General features: G+C 70.7%; 19 protein-coding genes. 11 read left to right on the top strand and 8 right to left on the bottom strand.

Annotated features, from left to right (window positions below):
• Positions 1 to 6: 6 nt before the first annotated feature.
• Positions 7 to 1,650 carry a sensor histidine kinase gene (locus KY572_RS17055; protein WP_224243753.1) on the top strand — a complete coding sequence of 548 codons (1,644 nt, stop codon included), beginning with the start codon at positions 7 to 9 and terminating at the stop codon, positions 1,648 to 1,650.
• A 25-nt stretch (positions 1,651 to 1,675) separates the two neighbouring features.
• Complete coding sequence (locus KY572_RS17050) at positions 1,676 to 1,924, top strand: hypothetical protein (protein ID WP_224243751.1); 249 nt, start codon at positions 1,676 to 1,678, stop codon at positions 1,922 to 1,924.
• A 55-nt stretch (positions 1,925 to 1,979) separates the two neighbouring features.
• Here KY572_RS17050 and KY572_RS17045 read toward each other — a convergent pair whose 3' ends face one another.
• Together KY572_RS17045 and KY572_RS17040 are read right to left on the bottom strand one after the other, a co-directional pair.
• Positions 1,980 to 3,965: an MXAN_5187 family protein gene (locus tag KY572_RS17045; RefSeq protein WP_224243750.1), complete on the bottom strand. Its 1,986-nt coding sequence runs from the start codon at positions 3,963 to 3,965 to the stop codon at positions 1,980 to 1,982.
• A gap of 143 nt (positions 3,966 to 4,108) precedes the next feature.
• Positions 4,109 to 4,471, bottom strand: a complete 363-nt coding sequence (locus KY572_RS17040; RefSeq protein ID WP_224243749.1) for an HPF/RaiA family ribosome-associated protein — start codon at positions 4,469 to 4,471, stop codon at positions 4,109 to 4,111.
• Between the two features lie 147 nt (positions 4,472 to 4,618).
• Between KY572_RS17040 and KY572_RS17035 the strand changes: the two genes are divergently transcribed.
• A complete protein-coding gene (locus KY572_RS17035; RefSeq protein WP_224243748.1) occupies positions 4,619 to 4,987 on the top strand; it encodes a response regulator in 369 nt (122 codons plus the stop codon).
• Between the two features lie 55 nt (positions 4,988 to 5,042).
• Positions 5,043 to 5,486, top strand: a complete 444-nt coding sequence (locus tag KY572_RS17030; protein ID WP_224243746.1) for a putative signal transducing protein — start codon at positions 5,043 to 5,045, stop codon at positions 5,484 to 5,486.
• Positions 5,487 to 5,496: 10 nt separating this feature from the next.
• On the opposite strand, the gene KY572_RS17025 is transcribed toward KY572_RS17030, so the two are convergent.
• Positions 5,497 to 6,375, bottom strand: a complete 879-nt coding sequence (locus tag KY572_RS17025; RefSeq protein WP_224243745.1) for an N-acetylmuramoyl-L-alanine amidase-like domain-containing protein — start codon at positions 6,373 to 6,375, stop codon at positions 5,497 to 5,499.
• Positions 6,372 to 7,349, bottom strand: a complete 978-nt coding sequence (locus KY572_RS17020) for a HEAT repeat domain-containing protein (RefSeq protein ID WP_224243744.1) — start codon at positions 7,347 to 7,349, stop codon at positions 6,372 to 6,374. Before KY572_RS17020 ends, KY572_RS17025 begins: the two co-directional genes overlap by 4 nt.
• A 159-nt stretch (positions 7,350 to 7,508) precedes the next feature.
• Here KY572_RS17020 and KY572_RS17015 point away from each other — a divergent pair, with 159 nt between their 5' ends.
• Both KY572_RS17015 and KY572_RS17010 read left to right on the top strand, forming a co-directional pair.
• Positions 7,509 to 7,829: a DUF4398 domain-containing protein gene (locus KY572_RS17015; protein WP_224243743.1), complete on the top strand. Its 321-nt coding sequence runs from the start codon at positions 7,509 to 7,511 to the stop codon at positions 7,827 to 7,829.
• A gap of 17 nt (positions 7,830 to 7,846) precedes the next feature.
• Positions 7,847 to 9,373 carry an OmpA family protein gene (locus KY572_RS17010; protein WP_224243741.1) on the top strand — a complete coding sequence of 509 codons (1,527 nt, stop codon included), beginning with the start codon at positions 7,847 to 7,849 and terminating at the stop codon, positions 9,371 to 9,373.
• A gap of 63 nt (positions 9,374 to 9,436) precedes the next feature.
• Here the strand turns inward: KY572_RS17010 and truD are convergent, their stop codons facing one another.
• The 3 genes from truD to KY572_RS16995 are packed head-to-tail and all read right to left on the bottom strand — an operon-like array spanning position 9,437 to position 12,766.
• Positions 9,437 to 10,453, bottom strand: coding sequence for a tRNA pseudouridine(13) synthase TruD (gene truD, locus KY572_RS17005; protein WP_224243739.1), 1,017 nt, complete (start codon positions 10,451 to 10,453; stop codon positions 9,437 to 9,439).
• Positions 10,450 to 11,772 carry a DUF4388 domain-containing protein gene (locus KY572_RS17000; protein WP_224243737.1) on the bottom strand — a complete coding sequence of 441 codons (1,323 nt, stop codon included), beginning with the start codon at positions 11,770 to 11,772 and terminating at the stop codon, positions 10,450 to 10,452. The genes truD and KY572_RS17000 overlap by 4 nt, the downstream gene beginning before the upstream one ends.
• A 10-nt stretch (positions 11,773 to 11,782) precedes the next feature.
• Complete coding sequence (locus tag KY572_RS16995; protein ID WP_224243736.1) at positions 11,783 to 12,766, bottom strand: DsbA family protein; 984 nt, start codon at positions 12,764 to 12,766, stop codon at positions 11,783 to 11,785.
• Positions 12,767 to 12,835: 69 nt separating this feature from the next.
• Between KY572_RS16995 and KY572_RS16990 the strand changes: the two genes are divergently transcribed.
• Complete coding sequence (locus KY572_RS16990) at positions 12,836 to 13,888, top strand: asparaginase (RefSeq protein ID WP_224243734.1); 1,053 nt, start codon at positions 12,836 to 12,838, stop codon at positions 13,886 to 13,888.
• Positions 13,889 to 13,963: 75 nt separating this feature from the next.
• Entirely contained in the window at positions 13,964 to 14,875 is a 912-nt protein-coding gene (locus KY572_RS16985) for a GGDEF domain-containing protein (RefSeq protein ID WP_224243732.1), read from the top strand.
• A gap of 18 nt (positions 14,876 to 14,893) precedes the next feature.
• Here the strand turns inward: KY572_RS16985 and KY572_RS16980 are convergent, their stop codons facing one another.
• Positions 14,894 to 16,483: a HEAT repeat domain-containing protein gene (locus KY572_RS16980; RefSeq protein WP_317987860.1), complete on the bottom strand. Its 1,590-nt coding sequence runs from the start codon at positions 16,481 to 16,483 to the stop codon at positions 14,894 to 14,896.
• A gap of 125 nt (positions 16,484 to 16,608) precedes the next feature.
• On the opposite strand from KY572_RS16980, the gene rpsU reads away from it, so the two are divergent.
• The 3 genes from rpsU to dnaG all read left to right on the top strand — a co-directional run bounded on the left by rpsU (position 16,609) and on the right by dnaG (position 19,520).
• Positions 16,609 to 16,803: a 30S ribosomal protein S21 gene (gene rpsU, locus KY572_RS16975; RefSeq protein ID WP_002614080.1), complete on the top strand. Its 195-nt coding sequence runs from the start codon at positions 16,609 to 16,611 to the stop codon at positions 16,801 to 16,803.
• A gap of 93 nt (positions 16,804 to 16,896) precedes the next feature.
• Entirely contained in the window at positions 16,897 to 17,355 is a 459-nt protein-coding gene (locus KY572_RS16970) for a GatB/YqeY domain-containing protein (RefSeq protein WP_224243731.1), read from the top strand.
• Positions 17,356 to 17,690: 335 nt separating this feature from the next.
• Positions 17,691 to 19,520, top strand: coding sequence for a DNA primase (gene dnaG, locus KY572_RS16965; RefSeq protein ID WP_224243729.1), 1,830 nt, complete (start codon positions 17,691 to 17,693; stop codon positions 19,518 to 19,520).
• Positions 19,521 to 19,529: the final 9 nt, after the last annotated feature.

Below are 19,529 nucleotides of genomic sequence, written 5' to 3'. Positions count from 1 at the left end.
CGTTCCATGCGACTGAGGACCCGGCTCGCGCTCGCCTTCGCCCTGCTGGCGCTGGTGCCGCTGGCGGTGGTGGTGCCCCTGACGCTCAACCGCCTGCGCGCCACCCTCTCGCGCGAGCTCGACGCCCGAATGGAGGGAGCCACCACCTCCGCCCAGGAAGCGCTGGAGCGCTCCGCCGAGCGGGCCCAGCGCGCGGTGGAGGAGCTGGTGGAGAGCACGGCCATGGAGGATCTGGCCCGTGACGCTCGAGAGGCGCCCACCCGCGCCATCCAGGCCGACACCGCCGCGGGGCTGATGAAGAGCCGGGGCCTCACGGTGCTCAGCCTCTTCGATGGACAGGGCACCACGCTGTCCTCGGGTCACCTGCCCGCGCGGCGCGGAGACCCGGATCCGAACCTCTTCGCCGTCACCCAGCAGAACGCCTCCAAGCCCGTCCCCGTGCGCGTGAGCGTGCGGAGCGTCGAGGGGCTGCGAGACGTGCCCGCGCTCGTCGTCGCGCGCCCGGTGGACGACCTGCGGCTGTGGGCGGTGGGCGGGGTGCTGCTGGACGAGGGGCTGGCCCAGCACCTGGCGCGCATCACCCAGGCCCAGGTCTCCCTGCGCTCGGGGGAGACGGTGGTGGCGCAGGCAGGCAACGTACCGGCACCCACGGTGGAGCGTGTCATCCCGCTGGGCAACGCGGCCGAGGTGCGGCTCACCTTCAGCCGCGCGGCGGTGCTGGAGGCGGAACGAGGCGTCACGGGCGCGTTCCTCCTCCTGGCGGCCTTCGGACTGGCCTTCGCGGTGCTGCTGGGCCTGCTGATGGCCCGCCGCATCACCCGGCCCGTGGAGGCGCTCACCGAGGGCGCCCGCCGGGTAGCCGAGGGAGCGCGGGACGTGCAGGTGACGGCCCAGGCGAGCGGCGAGGTGGAGGAGCTGGTGCGCGCCTTCAACCACATGACGTCCGAGCTGCGCTCCACCACCGAGCGGCTGATGGCCAGCGAGCGCATCGCCGCATGGCAGGAGGTGGCACGGCGGTTGGCGCACGAGATCAAGAACCCGCTCACGCCCATCCAGATGTCACTGGAGACGCTGCTGGCCGCGCAGAGCGCCCAGGACGCGCGCTTCCCCACGCTCTTCCGCGACAGCGCCGCGGTGGTGCTGGAGGAGGTGGACAGGCTGCGGCGCATCGTCGACGAGTTCAGCCGGTTCGCCCGGCTGCCCAAGCCGCAGCTGGCCCCGGTGGACCTGGGGGAGCTGGCCCAGAACGTCCTGTCCCTCTACGCCACGCCTCCGGAGGGCATCACCCTGCTGCCCACGCTCCAGACGGGCGTGGTGGCGCGCGCGGATCGCGATCAGCTCACCCAGGTGCTGGTGAACCTGGTGAAGAACGCGGAGGAGGCCATGAAGGGCAAGGGCGGCTCCGTGCGCGTGCGCGTGAAGGGCACGGAGACGGACGCCATCGTGGAGGTGGAGGACACCGGCCCTGGCATTCCTCCCGAGCACCGGGCTCGCATCTTCGAGCCCTACTTCACCACCAAGGAGGGCGGCACGGGGCTGGGGCTCGCCATCGCCGCCCGCATCCTCCAGGAGCACGGCGGCAAGCTGGAGGTGGGCGGCGAGCCGGGCGAAGGCGCGCGCTTCAGCGTGGTGCTGCCGCGCGCCCTCTGAATCGAGCGCGGGAGAGAACCGAGACATGATCGCAGCCGACAAGCACACGCACGCCCTCTCCGCCCTCCACAGGGTGCTGGTTCTGGCGCGGAGCCAGGCCTCTGAAGGCAGGAGCAGTGATGTCGCAGCCGTGCTGGACACCACCGAATACCTCGTCGTGCTGATGATGAAGCCAGAGGACCAGACCCGAGCGTTCCGTGAGCACCTGGCCGACCTGGCCCATCGGCATCAGGAGTTCGCGAGCGCGCTCGAGTGCTTCGACGGCACGGCCTGAGCCCTGAGATGGCACGAGGCCCGTCTTCCGGCCCGCGGCCTCGTCGCTGACGGACTCAGTCCTTGACGGGCGTGGCCTTGAGGGCGGCCTTGCCCTCCTTCACGTAGACCTGGAACTTCACCGTCCGGCACGCGTACTTCTGGACGAGCTGCTCCTTGTTCTTGCGCAGCTTCTGCACGAACTTGTCGTAGGTCAGGCCGTCGGACGGCTCCAGGCACCGCTCGCGCGTGAGGACGAACTCCCGGAACACTTCCTGGAAGTGGAACTCCTCCTCGGAGAACGCATCGCCAGTGTTGCCCAGGAACTGCTGGTAGGCCGCGCCCGGCAGCGGGACGGCCTGCTGCGACGGGTCGTTCCAGGGCACGGGTGCCACGGCCGGAGCGGGCGGCGGAGTCGCGACGAACGGCGCGGGCACCGGAAGCTCCTGGGTCGTCGGACGAGCGGCGGCCTGGAGCAGCTCGCGCGGAATGGCGGCCACGCGCGTCGTCTCCGGGCTGTCCATCGCGGCCGCGGCGGCGTACGGATCGGCCGCCTGCTGGAGCGAGTAGGCCGCCGTGGGCAGCTCCTCGAAGTGGAAGGCGCCCGCCCGAGGCGCCGCCGTGGCCACCCCCGCGCCCGCGGGCTGGGGCGGAGCCGGCTGCGGCTCGGCGTCGAACGGCATCGGCGCGGCGCCATAGGGCTGCTCCGCGAAGGGATCCGCCGGCGGAGCACCGTAGGGATTGGCGGCCTGCGGCGCGAACGGATCGGCGGCCTGCGCGTCATACGCCTGCGGCTGGGCCTGGGGCGGCGGCGGAAACGCGAAGGCCCCCGAGCCAGGCGCCGCGGCCGCTGGCGCGTCATGCGCCGAGGGAGGCGAAGCGAACGGGAAGTCGCCACCGGCCGGGGCCACGGGCGCGGCGCCCGTCAGCTCCAGGCCCGGATGGGTGGCCGGCGGGGGCTCGGCGGGCGGAGCGGCGTAGGGCTGGGACTCCGGAGCCGCGGCCTGCGGCGCGGGCATGCTCGCCATCGCATGGCCCAGCCCGAGCGTGTCGCCCGAGCCCTCGGAGGCCGCGTCCGCCTTGCGCTTGCCAGAGCCCATCAGCGCCGTCCACACCAGGCTCAGGCCGAGCAGCCCCGCCACGCCGATGAGCGCGTTGCGCTGATACGCCGCCAGCGTCTCCATCAGCCTCGTCGGGGCCAGGGCCACCACCTCATAGGGCGTGCCCTCCAGCGCGCGGCGGGTGCCCACCACGAGCGGCGCCTGGCCGCCCAGGTAGTCCTTGCCAGTGGTGAGCAGCGGCAGCTTCGCGGGGCCCAGCAGCGCCACGTGGCCGCTGCGCACGGCCACGGCCTGCTGGCCGGCCTTGAGCGTGCCGCGAGACTTCTCGAGCAGCTCCTTCTCGGCGCCGCCGCTGGACACCAGCGCGTCATCCTTCACCAGCCCGAGCGCGGCCGTCCCCGAGGCCTTCACGGCATTGTCCAGCGCGCCTTCCGGCAGCAGCGGCACGCCCACCACCAGCGTCGCGCCCAGCTGCGTCTCCAGCTTCTCGGCGCCCGGAATCCGCACGAAGCGCCACACCAGCGGCACGGAGGCGAAGGCGTGTGGAGCACCGAAGGCGTCCACCACCGTGGGAGCGTCCGCCTGCGTGAGCGCCCTCAGGTCCAGCGCCGCGGCGTCCGCCGAGGGCTCCTCTCCCGGGTGCGCGTACCAGGCGCCACCCTGCGTCACCACGCCGACCACCACGCCCGTCAGGTCCTTGGGCAGCGCGGCCTCGGCGGCGGCACGCACCGCGGCGAAGCCCTCCGCGTTCGGCACCTCCGCGGCGCTCAGCTGCTGCGCGGCGGTGGCCAGTTCCACGCTCGTGGCCAGCCTCAGCGCCACGGCGCGGGCAATGCCCCTGCGCGCCTCCAGCGTGCGCACCACCTCGGCGGTGCCCGCGGCGGCCTGGGCCTGCGCGTCCTCGATGGCGCGCGCCCCCAGCGGCTTCGACAGGAGGGGAAGGTGAGCCAGCCCCAGCCCGACGGCCAGGAGTGCGAAAATGAGGAACTTGACGCGAACCATCGCCGTCCTTTGGCCCTGTGGAGAGAGGCTCCCGCTTATAGCGTTCACCGCTCCGGGCCAGCAAGAATCGAGGATGGCTCCTCCCTCGGGCTCGGGCGTCCGGCCAACGGCCTGGATGCCCGAGCCCCTGCCCTCTCGCTCCCCTAGTAGGTGGACGCGTCCGAGGCCACGTCCTGCGGCAGCCCCTGGTTCGACATGTCGCGCCGCCGCTCCAGCGTCCGCTTCAGGGCGTTCTCCATCCGATCGCGCGATGCATCAATGGCCTGATGCAGCGTCTCGGCCGTCTCCGTGACGTGGATGGCCGACAAGCCCGGCAGCCGCACCGTCACACGGCACTCCTTGTCAATGCCGCCCTTGGGGCCGTTGATGTCCACCAGCGAGATGTCGATCTCCGACGCCTCCTGGTCGTCACACAGCTTCTCGATGTGGCCCACCAGGTGCTCCTCGACATAAGCCTTCAGCCCGTCCGTCAGGGACAGGTGCACGCCTCGCATCAACACCTTCATGGCATCACCTCCGGCCCTGAAGATGGGCAGCCTCGCGCCGGCTGGTGAGGGGGTCATTCCCTGCTCCCTTGCTCGCCTTCCAACCAGGGTGGAGAGCCCCCCTCCGGCGGAGGACGTTTCACGCGGTGACGCGGGTTGCTCAGAGGCATGGGCACTGGCACGGACCGCATCAAGGTGTTGCTCGTCGAGGACGATGGCGACAGCCGGGAGCTGCTGGCGGAGATCCTCGAGATCGACTTCGAGGTCCGCACCGCGGGCGATGGGCTGTCGGGCCTGGCCGCCTTCGAGGCGGATCATCCCGACGTCGTCGTCACCGATGAGTCCCTGCCTGGCCTGTGCGGCACCGCCCTCGCCCAGCGGGTGAAGGAGCTGTCGCCCGAGGCCCGCGTCATCCTCGTCTCCGGCTACGCGCAGGTGGAGGGCTCCGAGCACTGCGACGTGGTGCTGCGCAAGCCCATCGACGTGGACCGACTGTCGGCTGCCGTGGAAAGTCTCGGGGAGTCAGCGCGCCACTGATCCCCCCGTGCTAACTTCGAGCACAGGCCCCAGTATTCAGGGTAGGGAGGGAGCAATGAAATACTGCGTGGAGTGCGGCTCGGAGTACCAGGACAAGGTGACGGAGTGCGCCGACTGTCCCGGGAGCCAGCTGGTGGACGCGGCGACCATGCGCGAGCGGGGCCTGCCCCTGCCGCACGAGCGGGACACCCGGGAGTTCATCCGCGTGGGCACCGCCGAGGATCCGCTCACCGCCGAGGACTACGTCCGGATGTTGGAGTCTGAACACATCCCCGTCTTCTCCCGGCCGCGCCGAGGAGGCACGGTGGACGTGCTGACGACGGGAAACCCCATGCCCTGGTGGGAGATCCTCGTGCCCGAGGAGCACGTACAGAGGGCCACCGAGCTGCTCGCCCGGGAGAAGGCCCAGCTGGACGCCACCTCCGACGAGGCCGCCCGGGCCGCCGAGGAAGAGGAGCTGGAGACCGAAGCGGCCAACGCCGCCAGCCCACACACCTGAGCCCCAGGCCTCAGGGCGAGCGGACGACTGCTCGCTCGCCTGCCTCCTCGGGCAGGTGGGCCTCGAAGAGGCTCACCCCCGTCACCTTCCACTTCGTGTACCGCGCGTTGCGGGCGAGGAACGTCTCCAGGTCCTCGTCCACCACGCGCAGGTAGCCGCTGCGCGCCGCGTGCCGCAGCCACGTCCGCTTGCCCTTCTGCACCACGAAGCCCAGGTGGGTGATGCGGGTGGCCTTGAGCGGCAGATCATCCCGGACGACGACCAGGATGGTGCCGGAGCGCACCTTGCGCGCGTGCGCCATCACCCGCTCCAGGGGGATGATGTCGAGCGAGAACGTCCCCGTGGGCTGCCGCTCCTTGGGCAGCTTCAGCTCCTGCGAGGAGCGGGACGTCCACGTGCGCGCGGTGAGCACCTTGCGCACCTGGACGGTGTCCTCCCCGCCGTAGCGGCGCGTCACGTCCTCGAGGAAGCCCTTGCGCAGGTTGTTGGGCAACCACTGCGCCTCCATGAGGTGGTTGCGATCCTCGTACACGGGGGTGCTCGCGTAGCGGATGCGCTCGAGCAGCGTGGGCACCTCGCCGTCCTCGCGCGCCAGGCTGAGCGCCAGCGTCTCCTCCACGAAGGTGAGACAGTCCACGGCGTCCATGCGAAAGGTGGGATCCGGATCCACCCCGCTGCCCTCGCCGAGCGGCGAGGCCACGTAGGGCGTGCCGAGGAAGCGCGCGCTGACGTCCAGCAGGCGCCGGTCGAGCGGCGCGCCGGGCCTGGCCGCCTCGAGCAGGGTGGCGCGCTGCTCGGGCGTCAGGGCCGCCCAGCCCCCGGGGTTGGGAGCGGTGGGAGGCTGCGCGAGGATCAGCGTCGAAGTGAGCGCGACGGCGAGCCCGATCATTTCACCACGCCTGCCTTGCGGAGGATGGCCTTGCGCTGATCATCGGCCAGCTGCAGCGTCTCCAGCTCCTTCTCGTAGGCGAACTTCTCCTCGCCCTTGGCCTCCCAGGAGGACAGCACGAGCCACTCCAGCATCTTCTTGTCCCCGCCCTGGTACATCAGGCGCGCGGCGCCCGCGGCCAGCGTGCGATCGGCGTCCTTGAGCAGCGGCGAGAGCACGGGCGAGGCCTTCTTCGCGGGCACGCCCTCGTAGAGCTCCAGCCCCTGGCGGCGCACGTACTTGTCCTCCGAGGCGAGCAGCTTGTTGGCGAAGGCGAAGCCGTCCTCGGAGCCCATCAGGCACAGCCCCTTGGCCGCGGCGAAGCGGGTGCTCTCCGAGTCGCTGGTGAGGAAGCCCTTGAGGGCCGGGGCCTGCTTGGAGTCTCCGGCGCGTCCGGCCGCCACGAGCATCTCGGCGCGCACCTCCAGCTCCGTCTCCTTCTTCAGGGCGGCGAGCAGCACCTTGCTCATGGCGGGGTTGCCCGAGGCTCCCAGCGCCTTGGCCGCCTCCTTGCGCACCCCCAGGCTCTTGTCCTCCAAGAGCGGCATCAGCACCGCCACCTGGCGGCTTCGCAGCTTCCCCAGGCCCTGCGCGGCGTACATGCGCACCGTGCTGTCTTCATCTCCCGCCAGGCGCGCCAGCGCGGACTCGGCGTTGCGCACCTCCAGCCCGGCCAGGACGGCGACGATGTTACGGCGGGTGCGATCCTCCAGCACCTTGCTCAGGAGCGAGTGGAGCTGCCCGGCCGCGTACTCGCGTTCGCCAATGTAGCGCAGGCGCGAGACGGTGCTGGGCACCGAGGCGCCCCGCATCAGCTGCTCCACCTGCTCGTCCACCTGGGCGCGGGCGCTGATCCGCTTCTGGGTGGAGCGAGGCCCCGCCAACGCCAGGGAGGCGAGCAGGAGGACGGCCAGGCCAATGGAACGGGAGGGCATGCGCACGGTGTCGGACGATGACAAGGCCCGTGCCAGCCTGTCAAAACCCTGGCCTCCAGGCCTGGTCGCCCGCTGGATGTGCCCGATTCTTGACCCCCCTGGACACGATTGATACGACCTGAACATTCGTCTTCCAGCCTCTCACCTCAAGGCCTGTCCATGAAGCAGCTGACGGTACTGGTGGCAGTGGTGGGCGCCCTCACCGGGTGTGGCCCGGTGCGCTCGACCGCGAACATCCTCGACGCCGAGGTGCAGATCCAGGCGGCGCGCACCGCGGGAGCCGAGAAGCTGGCCCCCTACGAGTGGACCGCCGCCAACCTCTACATCTACAAGGCGCGCGAGGAGGTGGGCTACTCGGACTACCAGGCCGGCGTGGACTTCGCCGTGAAGGCCTCCAAGTACGCCAACGAGGCCCGTGAGAAGGCCATGGCCACCGCCGGCGCCGAGCCCACCTCGACCGACGGCCGCCCCAACCCGTGAAGCGAGAGCGCCCTCCGATGAAGCGATTCCTCGTCACTGCGCTGCTCCTGGCCTGCTCCGCCTGTGTCAGCGGCTCGAAGATCCGCGCCGACTCCGAGGTCATCCAGGCGGACGTGGAGCGCGCCCGCCGCAGTGGAGCCCTGCGCTGCGCCCCGGTGGAGCTGGCCACGGCGGAGGCCAACCTGGACTTCGCCCGGGGCGAGCTGAGCCAGGGCAGCAGCTTCCGTGCCTCCGAGCACATCCGCTCCGCGGAGACCGCCATCAAGCGGGCCCTGGAGCTGTCCAAGAGCTGCGGCCCGCAGCGGGTGGTGGTGCGCGAGAAGCCGGATCAGCCGCAGCAGCCTCAGCCGCAGCAGCCCCAGCCTCAGCCCCAGCAGCAGCAGGTGGTGGTGCGCATCGAGGAGACGGACACCGACGGTGACGGCATCCTCGACAAGGACGATCCCTGCCAGGACCGGCCCGAGGACATTGACAACTTCGAGGATCGCGACGGCTGCCCCGAGCCGGACAACGACAAGGACGGTGTGCTGGACGGGGACGACAAGTGCCCGCTCATCCCCGGCTTGAAGGACAATGCTGGTTGCCCGGAGGAGGCGCCGAAGGATCGGGACAACGACGGCATCGTCGACAAGCAGGACAAGTGCCCGGATCAGGCCGAGGACCGCGACGGCTTCCAGGACGACGACGGCTGCCCCGAGCTGGACAACGACAACGACGGCATCGTCGACGGCGCGGACAAGTGCCTGAACGAGGCGGGCCCCATGCAGAACCTGGGCTGCCCCATCGTCGACAAGGACGGCGACGGCATCAACGATCCGCAGGACAAGTGCCCGGACGAGCCCGAGGACAAGGACGGCTTCGAGGACACCGACGGCTGCCCGGATCTCGACAACGACAGTGACGGCCTGCCGGATGGCCAGGACAAGTGCCCGACCGACAAGGGCCCGGCCGAGAACGGCGGCTGCCCCGACACCGACCTGGACAAGGACGGCATCAACGACCGGCTCGACAAGTGCCCGGCCGACTCCGGCCCGGCGGAGAACAACGGCTGCCCCGACAGCGACAAGGATCGCGACGGCATCGTCGACCGGCTGGACGCCTGCCCCGAGCAGCCCGGTGTCCCGGAGGAGAAGGGCTGCGCCAAGAAGTACAAGAACGTCGAGGTCACCAAGGACAAGATCCAGATCAAGAAGCAGATCCGGTTCGGCACGGGCTCGGCGAAGATCATCGGCAAGGACAGCCTCGCCGTCCTGGCGGACGTGGCGCAGGTGCTGAAGGACACGCCGTCCATCAAGAAGGTGCGCATCGAGGGCCACACGGACACGGTGGGCAACGACACCGCCAACCTGAAGCTGTCCCAGAAGCGCGCGGACTCGGTGATGGCGCAGCTCATCAAGCTGGGCATCGATCCGGGCAGGCTGGAGGCGGTGGGCTTCGGAGAGACGCGGCCCATCGCGTCCAACGCGACGAAGGCGGGCCGCGCGGAGAACCGCCGGACCGAGTTCAACATCATCGACGAGCGAGCCCCGGCCCCCGCTCCGTAACGGGGGCTGGCGCCCGGCCAGAGGGGGTGCGGACCTCGAGTCCCACCCCGCCCTGCCCCGGGCTCACCCGTCCTTGAGCAGCTCGGCGAGGACTTCGGTGGCGTAGGCCCCGCGCGGCAGCTCGAAGGCCAGCACCAGGTCCTCTGCCTCGGGAGTGAGCTCGAGGTTTCCGAGCCGCACCCGGTAGGGCCTGCGGGTGCCTTCGGTCTCTCCACCGCCCCGCGTGAAGTCCGAGAGCGTCATGCCCTCCTCGGCGAGCAGCGCCGCCTCGGCCTCCGCCACGCCGTGGGCCGCGGGCGTCATCTTCGGGCCGAACATGGGCCCGGCCGGGCTCACCTCGAAGGCGGCCACGCGCGGGCCGTCCACCTCGGGCGCCTCGCAGACGAAGAGGCCGCCGGTGTCCTCCTTGCGCAGCACGTCCCCCAGGAGCGCCTGATCGAAGGTGCCCGCCCGGAGGCGCGCGGCCAGCGCCCGGTTGAAGAGGCGCGACTGGAAGGCGGACAGGTACAGCTTGCGCTGGAAGCGATCTGGCCGCTGCGGCAGTCGCTGGCCCAGCAGGAGCAGCTTGCCGCGGTCCGCGTTGTCCCGCTCACGCCCGAAGCGCTGCTCTCCGAAGTAGTTGGGCAGGCCTCGCGCCGCCAGCCGGGAGAGCGTCTCGCGGGCGGCGCCCACGTCCTTCACGCCTCGCAGGCGCAGCCGGAAGCGGTTGCCCTTGAGGTGGCCGGTCCGCAGCTTGTTGCCATGCCGGCGCGCCCAGAGCACGCGCACGCCCTCCATGGAGAAGTCGGCCAGCCGTGCCTCGGCCCGGGCCGGCACGGAGAGCAGCTGCCGGGTGACGGCGTGCCGATCCTTCATGCCCGCCACGCCCACCTCGCCCTCGGGGAAGCCCAGCGCCTGGGACAGCGCCTTCACCACCTCGCGAGTGTCCCGGCCGCGCTTCTCCACCCAGAGGTAGAGGTGCTCCCCTTCCCCGCCAGGCAGGTACGCCGGTAGCTCCTCCACCTCGAAGTCCTCGGGGACGAGCTTGAAGGCGCCCCCGCAGCCGGGCACGTCCTCGGTGAGCCGGGGCAGGTCCGTCACGGCGTCTCGAGGGTGGCGAGCAGCTCCTTCACGCGCCGGGCGAGATCCTCGTCCGCGCGGGACTCCAGCAGCTCTCCCGCCTGAAAGAGGAGGAAGAACATCACGTCGCTGAGCGCCTGCTTGAAGGAGGCAATGGGCTCGGAGCCCAGGCGCGTGCGGTGGCGCTCGAAGGCGCCGATGAGCTGCTGCTCGTCGATGGTGCCATCGGGCGCGAGCGACAGCCCCTCCAGCACCGGCGAGGACGTCAGCGCCTGTCCGGAGAGGGCCGCGTTGGCCGAGGCGATGAACTCGCTGTCGACGATCTGCCGGGCCACCTCGTCATGGATCTCCCGGAAGATGCGGTTGAAGACGCGCGCCACCTCGCGGTGGTCGACGCGGCTCTGCTTCGCGGTGGCGGCCGGCCGCGAGGAGGCAGGCGCGGAGACCTTCTCCGAGGGCGGGGCCACCGGCACCAGCGGCTTCTCGGAGAGCAGCGCGTAGCCGCCCTCGAGCAGGCGGAAGACGACCTTGGTGATGTCGAACTCGGACAGCTTGGCGGCGTGGCCCAGCTCCAGCAGCGTGCGCCGGCCGTCCAGCATGGCCAGCACCCGGTCCTCGTCCGCCTCCAGCTTGCCGTCGGAGGGACGCTTCTGGCCCACGTAGAGCCGCCCGTGGGGGATGCGCTTCCGGAAGTGCGCCATCTCGTCGATCTTCCGGATGCTGTCCATCAGCAGGCTCTGAGTGGTCAGCTGGATGTTGTGGGCGGCCTTGTCGTCCACCGGCTGATCGATGAGGAAGAACGAGCCCTCGCGGCACAGCACGATGGCGTGGAAGATCTCGCTCACCTGGTGGGTGACGCACTTGAAGAGATCGTGCGCCTGCAGGTAGCCCTTCTCCACCAGGGCGCGGCCCACCTTGGAGGGAGACTGCTCGCGCAGCACCTCGTCGAGCTTCGCCCGATCCACGTAGCCCAGGCGGATGAGCACCTCGCCCAGCCGGTCCGCCGGATCGTCGGAGCTGGCGCCGCGCACCTCGCCCTCGCGCAGGGTGATGGAGCGCTCGCCGCCGGGCGTGCGCACGCGGATGACGCCGCTCCAGCGCGACTGGCTGAGGAAGGCGATCAGGTCCGAGAGCGGGAAGCCGCCGGCGTCTCCGGCGAGCACCACGCGGGGCGCGGGGATGGAGCGGCCCTCGGCGGGCACGCGCGAGAAGACCAGCAGGTCCGGCCCCGTGGGCATCAGGGCGTACGAACCCGAGCGGCCCGCCAGGGCTGGCGGACTGGTGCGCTCCTCGGGGACGAGCTGCGAGGACCCGTCGATGCGGAAGCGGGGAGGACTCATCCCTGGGCGATCAGTCCGCGGGCCAGGCGTTGTTGTTCGCGCGCCACTCGAGCTCGTCCTCGAGGCTGTGCGTCAGCTGGTCCAGGTCGGGCACCAGCTTGTAGGCGCGCCCGTTGAAGAAGATGGAGGGGGTGCCGGTGATGTTGGCCGCCTTGCCCTGGGCGCGGAAGCCCTCCAGCTCCTGCTTGTAGGCGTCCCCCTTGAGCACCTCCTGGAGCTTGGCGCCGGGCAGGCCGAGCTTGTTGGCGATGGCCACCAGCGCCGCGGGCGACAGGTTCTCCTGCTGGGTGAAGAGCGTGTCGTGCATCTCCCAGAACTTGCCCTGGTCGCGAGCCCACAGCGCCGCCTGGCCGGCGGGGATGGCGTTGGCGTGCATGGGCAGGGGGAACGGCAGGTAGCAGAAGCGCACCTTGGTGGGGTTCTTCCGGGCGAAGTCCTCGAGCACCGGGCGGGCCTTGCCGCAGTAGGGGCACTCGAAGTCGGAGAACTCCGCCACCGTCACCGGGGCGTTCGCGTCGCCCATGCACATGCGCGGGTCCACCTTCAGGTCCGCGCGCGGCTCGCGGAACGCGGCGTAGTACTGGGACAGGGCGACGATGACCTCGCTGGACGAGGCGCCCTGGGACACGGCCGACGCCGCCAGCCGGGCCATCCGCTTGGCGTGCTTGCAGGGGGTGTGCTGCCGCAGGCAGGCGCCCAGGGAGTGGGGGCAGCCGCAGTAGCAGAACTCGTCGCTCAGGACGGTGGCCAGCTCGCGCTGGGCCGCGGGCGGCAGCGAGGAGAAGTCCATGCCCGGAATGCCCGCGAGCGACGAGCCGGAAGCCGCCGGATTGGCCGTCGGAGGCGTGGCGGGCGGGGCCGCCGGGGTGGCGGGCGGAGAGGTCGACGCACCCTTGTCGGCGGGGGCGACCTCGGGGTTCTTGGTACAGGCCACCCCGGTCAGGGACACGGCGGCGAGCAGGAGGACGGCGCGGTTCCAGCAGTAGGAGGACACGCCGGGGGGTCTTAGCTACGCGCGCGGGGCTTGTAAAGGAAGGCGGGCTTTGCCAGTGAAGGACCGTTCATGCCCAAAGTCCTGCTGCTGCATACCGGGGGAACGCTGGGGATGGCTGGAGGGCGGCCTTCCGCGCTGCGCCCCTCTGCCTTCTTCCGGACGCTGAAGGCGCGTGTCCCCGAGCTCTTCGAGCTGGCCGACATCGAGCTGGAGCTGTTCTCCAACCTGGACAGCTCGGAAATGCAGCCAGAGCTGTGGAGCGGGATGGCGGCCCACCTCCACCGTCGGCTGCCGGACTTCGACGGCGCGGTGGTGACGCACGGGACGGACACGCTCGCCTACACCGCCAGTGCGCTCTCCTTCATGCTCCGAGGACTGCCTCGTCCGGTGGTGCTCACCGGCTCCCAGCGTCCGCTGGGGGAGATCCGCACCGACGCGCGGCTCAACCTCATCGACTCGGTGCTCTCGGCGCTCAACGGCCCGCGCGAGGTGACGATCTGCTTCGACTCCCACCTCTACCGGGGCAACCGCACCCGCAAGGTGAAGGTGGCCGAGTACGACGCCTTCGAGAGCCCCAACTTCCCCGTCCTGGGCACCCTGGGAGTGGACGCCACCTTCGAGCCGGGCCTGCGCCCCAAGGGCGCCTTCCGCCTCTTCGAGCGGTTGGATCCGCGCGTCTTCCTCCTCAAGGTGTACCCGGGGCTGGACCCGGCGCTGCCCCTGGCGCTGTTGCCGCACCTGCGGGGCCTGGTGCTGGAGGCGTACGGGGCGGGTAACTTCCCGATCGATCCCTCGCTCGGCCGCTCGCTGCGCCCCCTGTTCGCCCAGGCCCGGGAGCGAGGCATCCCCGTGGTGGTGGTGAGCCAGGCCTACCGCAACGGCGTGGACCTCTCCTTATATGAGTCCGGCGTGGCGGCCCTGGAGGAGGGGGCCATTGGCGGGGGGGACATGACGCCCTCGGCGGCGCTGGTGAAGCTGATGCAGGCCCTGGGCTCCCATACCTCCCTGGAGGCAGTGCGCCGCTTCATCCAGACGTCCGTGGCGGGAGAGCTCACGGTGGGGCGCCCCCCCTCCCCTGCCGCCGAGCCCCGGAGGCGCAGGCGCAAGCCCCACACCCCGTGAAAGGCGCCTCCTGTGCCACATAGGCGGTGTGTGTGCTTGCCGCCACGAAATACCGGCCCTTAAGATGGGGGGGAGATGTCCGAGGAGAAGACAAACGTCCATTCGATCGCGGACCTGCTGAGCAACGCTCAGCAGCAGAGCGCCTATCTGATCGTGATCAGCGCCAAGTCCGCGGCGGGCATCGGACGGATGTTCAAGCTCGATCGCTCGGAGACGGTGCTGGGCCGCAGCTCGGAGGCCCAGTTCCAGGTCGAGGACGACGGCATCTCGCGCAAGCACGCCAAGGTGGTGGCCCTGGGAGACGGGCGCTTCCAGCTGGTGGACCTGGGGAGCACCAACGGCACGTACCTCAATGGCCTGCGGGTCAACACCGCGCCCCTGTACGACGGCGACAAGATCCAGATCGGCTCGAACACGGTCCTCAAGTTCTCCATCCAGGACCAGCTCGAGGAGCAGTACCAGCGCAGCATCTACGAGTCGGCCACGCGCGACGGCCTCACGCGGCTCTACAACAAGAAGTACTTCATGGAGACGCTGCGCAAGGAGTTCGCCTACTGCCTGCGTCACCGGGTGCCGCTGTCGCTGGTGATGTTCGACGTGGACCACTTCAAGAAGATCAACGACGTCTACGGGCACCCGGCCGGTGACTACGTGCTGACGCGCATCGCCCAGCGGGTGAGCGACACGGTGCGCACCGAGGATCTGCTGGCGCGCTACGGCGGCGAGGAGTTCGCGCTGATGCTGCGCGAGTCCGCCGAGGAGCAGGCGCACGCGTGCGCCGAGCGGTGCCGGCAGGCGGTGGACCGCAGCGACTTCATCTTCAGCGGCACGCCCATCAAGGTGACGATCAGCCTGGGCGTGGCGACGCTGCTGGACTCGGACTTCGCCCAGCCGGAGGACCTGCTGGCCGCGGCGGACAAGTACCTCTACCGCGCCAAGCGCGCGGGCCGGAACCGGGTGGACGCCAAGGCCGTCAGCGGTCCCTGAGCCCGTCCCCGGAGCACCTCAGCGGTTGGAGAACCCCAGGCGCTTGAGCGCCTCGCGCGACACGTGCTGCACGTGGGTGTCCGGATCCTTCGCGGCCGCCTCGCTCAGCGCGGAGACGGCGAACGGGCCTCCGAGCTGCCCCAGCGCCTGCGCCGCGGAGACGCGGACGGCGGCCACGGTGTCCTTGCGGAGCGCCTCGGTGAGCGCCTTGACGTGGCGGTCCTTGCCGAGCCGCTCGAGCGCCCGGGCCGAGGCCTGACGCACCTCGGCATGCTCCGAGCCGAGCAGCGCCGCGATGTCATCCGCCATGCCCGTCTTCCGCTTGAAGACCGCGGTGTCCACCGCCGCGACGACGACCTCGGGAGCCGGATCACCCAGGGCGGGCGTGAGCACCTCGCCGACCTCGCCCGACCAGGGCCCCGAGAGCGCGCGCAGGGCCCCGGCCCGCAGCGGGGGCTGGGCCTCCTTCAGGAACGGCGCCACGCGCTGGGCCCGCTCCTGGGGGTTCCCGTCGCACTCGGAGAGCTGGCCGAGCGCCTCGCCTCGGACGGCGACGGGCTGCCTCGGGTCCTCCGCCAACGTCAGCAGCGCCGCCTGGCAGGTCTTCTCGTGGGCCAGGGCCTCCAGCCAGGGCCGCTGGATGGCGAGCTCCGCCCCCGTCTGCAGCCGCTTGCCGGCGGCCTGGAGCAGCGTGAGCCCCTCGGCCTGGGCGAGCCCGCGCGCGGCGGCCTGTCGCACATGTGTGTCCGCGTCCTGGAGGGCGCGCTCCAGCTCACGCTGGGCCAGCGGGCCGTAGAGGCGCAGCTTGCGCACCGCGCCAGCCCGCAGCGTCGCGTCGCTGGAGGCCAGCTCCTGCTGCAGGGCCTGCAGCTCCTCGGAGTAGAGGGCGAAGAGGCGGTTGACGCGCGCCTGATCCGGCGGCTGGGCCGCGTCGACGAGCATCTTCCCCACGGAGAGCTCATTGCGCTCGGCGTAGGCGAGCAGGGCTCCCGCCACGGCCTTGTCGGCGGACTCCGGGCGCCCCTCCATGGCGTCGAGCACCACCCGCGCGGCGGGCGCCTTGAGGAAGGTGGCCAGGTGCGACAAGGCCCGCAGCCGCGTCCCCACATCCTCGGCGTACAGCTCCACCTCCAGCGCCGTGCGGATGGCGTCCTTCCTGGCCTGGACGCGGGAGGCGGCCGCGGCGCCCTTGTCCCCGGCCCCCTGCAGGAAGGCAGAGGGGGTGCTCCCCGCCTCGGCGGCGGCTCGGGCGGCGGTGAGGCAGGCGGCCAGGTCGGCCCTGGCCTGGGTCTCCGTCACCCACTCGGCCAGGGCGCGGGGCTCGGGCACTCCGCGCGCCTTGGCACTGGCGCGCACGGCGGCCCAGCGGATGCGCCAGTCCTCGTCCGTGAGCGCCGAGCGCAGCGAGCTCTGCGGCACCGGCTTCACCTCTCCGAGCTTCAGCACCCACTCCGTGGTGCCGCCCTGGATGATGCACAGCCGACAGAGCTTGGCCCTCAGGGGCGCCTCCTGCACGTGCCGCTGGCAGGCCTTCCAACAGTCGGTGGTCCCCGCGCCGCCACGAGGATCAGCCGAGAGCACCATGAGCAGGAGCAGAGCGGGCGTCACGGGGGCGCTACTCTAGCCGAAGACGCACACACGTTCTGGCGGCCGTTCTTGCGTTTTCCCCGCCGCTGCGCCATATCCGCTGCCTTTTCACGACTTTTGACGCAAAGCGGAAGGAGGTGACTGCATTGCCCGGTATTCGAGTCAAGGAGGGTGAGTCCATCGAGAGCGCCCTCAAGCGGTTCAAGAAGGCCACCGAGAAGGCGGGAATCCTCTCCGAGATCCGCAAGCGCGAGCACTACGAGAAGCCTTCCGTGAAGCGCAAGAAGAAGGCCCTCGCCGCCAAGAAGCGCGCGGTGAAGAAGGCGCGCAAGTCGTTCTAGCGCCCTGAGTGAGCCGGGGCGCTGCCTCCAAGTCAGCTGCCCTGGCTCGCGACCGTCGTCGTCCCCTCCCCCTCACAGGTCGGAGTCATTGCCATGCCCACCCTCAAAGAGCGCCTCGACGCGGACCTCAAGGACGCGATGAGGTCCAAGAACGAGCTGTCCACGAGCGTCATCCGGATGCTCAAGAGCGCCATCAAGTACAAGGAAGTGGAGCCGGGGGCCTCCGCCCTGGATGACGCCGGCATCGAGAAGGTCATCGCCGGTCTGATCAAGCAGCGCCGCGACTCCGTGGATCAGTACAAGTCCGGCGGCCGCGATGATCTGGCCCAGAAGGAGGAGGCGGAGATCTCCATCCTCCAGAAGTACCTGCCCCAGCAGCTCTCCGCCGACGAGCTGCGCGCCGAAGTCCAGGCCGCCATCGCCGCCGTGGGCGCCAAGGGCCCCAAGGACATGGGCGCCGTCATGAAGGCCGTGCAGCCCAAGGTGCAGGGCCGCGCCGAGGGCCGCGCCATCTCCGAGGAAGTCAAAGCGCAGCTGGCCAAGCTGTCCTGATCCTTCGGGAAGCCAGGCTTCCGACCCGCGCTTCGGGTCGGGAGCTTGCCCTGCCGTCGATCCAACGTTAAGGGCTACTCCCAGCCCGCCAGTCGCGTCCGCCCCTCCGGGCGGCGCTGATCCGGTAGGAGGAGCCCCACCCGTGCCTACCTCGCTGGAGCCGCACAGCCAGACGCCACGCCAGCGAGGCTGCCTCCCCCGCTTCCCTACAGCCGCCAGAGGACTAGATTCAGGGGAGTCATGGGGCCGGGGAAGCCACCCTGGACGTCTCAACCCTGGACGTCGGAGCCGTGGGGCAAGCTCTCCGGCACTCTCCCAGCCGAGGGTCGGGCCACGTGATCCCTGAGCACAAGATCGAAGAAATCCTGGATCGGGTGGATCTGGTCAGCCTGATCTCGCGCCACGTGGAGCTCAAGAAGGCCGGGCGCGAGTTCAAGGGCCGCTGTCCATTCCACCAGGAGAAGACGCCCTCCTTCTATGTCGTGCCGGAGAAGCGCTTCTACTTCTGCCACGGCTGCCGCGCGAGCGGGGACGCCGTCTCCTTCGTCCAGCGCTACCTGGGCAAGACGTTCGTGGACGCGGTGAAGGATCTGGCCCGCGAGGTGGGGGTGGACATCGAGGCCGCCCAGGACCCCACCGCCAGGGAGCGCCAGCAGCTCAAGGAGGTGACGGATCTGGCCGCCGAGCACTTCCGCGCCATGCTCTGGCAGGACGAGGGCCGCACCGCCCGCCAGTACCTGGCCAACCGCGGCGTCTCCGAGGAGACGGCCCACGCCTTCGGGCTCGGCTGGGCGCCCAACGCCTGGAGCCTGCTGGCCGACAAGCTCACCAAGAACGGCATGACGGAGTGGGGCGTGAACGCCGGCCTCGTGCAGCGCCGCCACAACTCCGACGGCTACTACGACTTCTTCCGCAGCCGGGTGATGGTCCCCATCCGCGCCCCCGAGGGCCGCCCCATCGCCTTCGGCGGTCGCCTGCTGGGCGTGGAAGAGGGCCCCAAGTACCTCAACTCCAAGGAGTCCCGGCTCTACAACAAGAGCGACACGCTCTACGGCATGGATCAGGCCCGCGACGAGATCCGCCGGCGCAAGACGGCCATCCTCGTGGAGGGCTACTTCGACTGCATCGGCCTGCACCAGGTGGGGGTGCGCAACGCGGTGGCCCTGTGCTCCACCGCCATCACCCCCGGCCACCTCCAGCTGCTGCGCCGCACCGAGGCCCAGCAGCTCGTCCTCCTGCTGGACGGGGATCAGGCCGGCCTCAATGCCGTCGAGCGGCTTGCCGGTCCCCTGCTCGCTGCCGGAGCAGCCGCCCGAGTGGCCCTGCTGCCGCAGGGGGATGATCCCGATACCTTCGCGCGTCGAGAAGGGGCAGACGGAGTGGAGCGGCTCCTCCAGGGCGCCCAGCCACTGACTTCCCACATCTTCGCCACCGTCCTGCCCCATGGGGCCCAGGCGAGCTTCGAGGAAAAGATGGCGGCGCTCGAGCGGCTGAAGCCGATGACAGCCCTGCTCCCCATGGGCCTGGTCCGCTCGGCCTTCCTCAACGCCGTGGGCGGCCACTTCGGCCTGCCCGTGGGAGACCTGGAAGCCGCCCTGCGCCCCGCGAAGCCTGTTCCCAAGCCCGCGGCGCCTCCGGCCCCCCAGGGAGCCGCCAGCGCCCAGCAGCGGCCCGCCGCGCCCGCCCAGCCCGCTCCGACGCGCCCTCCGGACGCCATGGAGGCCTTCTACGTCGCCGCCGCCCTGCGCGAGCCACGCCTCCTGGCGAGAGACCCGTACCGGGCGTGTGATGAACTATCCCACACCGGACTGCGCGTGCTCCTGGCGCAGGCGACCTCGGGCAGCGGGACGGAGGATGCGCTCTTCGAGGCCGCCGAGCCGGTGAAGCGCGCCATCGAGGTGGCCCTGCGCCAGCTCCCCGAGGGCGGCGCCGCGCTGGAACAGGCCTTCCTCACGGTGTGTCGGAAGCTGACGCTGCGGCGAGTCGAGGAGCAGCTCCGTTATATTGAGAAGGCCACGAAGCAGACGCTGGGTGCGTCCGATCTCACGGAGGAGACGAAGAGGCTGCTGGTGGAACGCACCGCGCTGGTGTCCCTGCAGAAGCGCATCAAGGAAGAACTCCGCCCCTCGGTGCCGGGAACAAAGGCCCCTCTGCAACCGGTTTGAGTTCGCGTT

Origin of the sequence: Hyalangium gracile (assembly GCF_020103725.1) — a bacterium.
Taxonomy (GTDB): Bacteria; Myxococcota; Myxococcia; order Myxococcales; family Myxococcaceae; genus Hyalangium; species Hyalangium gracile.
This window is presented reverse-complemented; position numbering and strand designations above follow the sequence as displayed.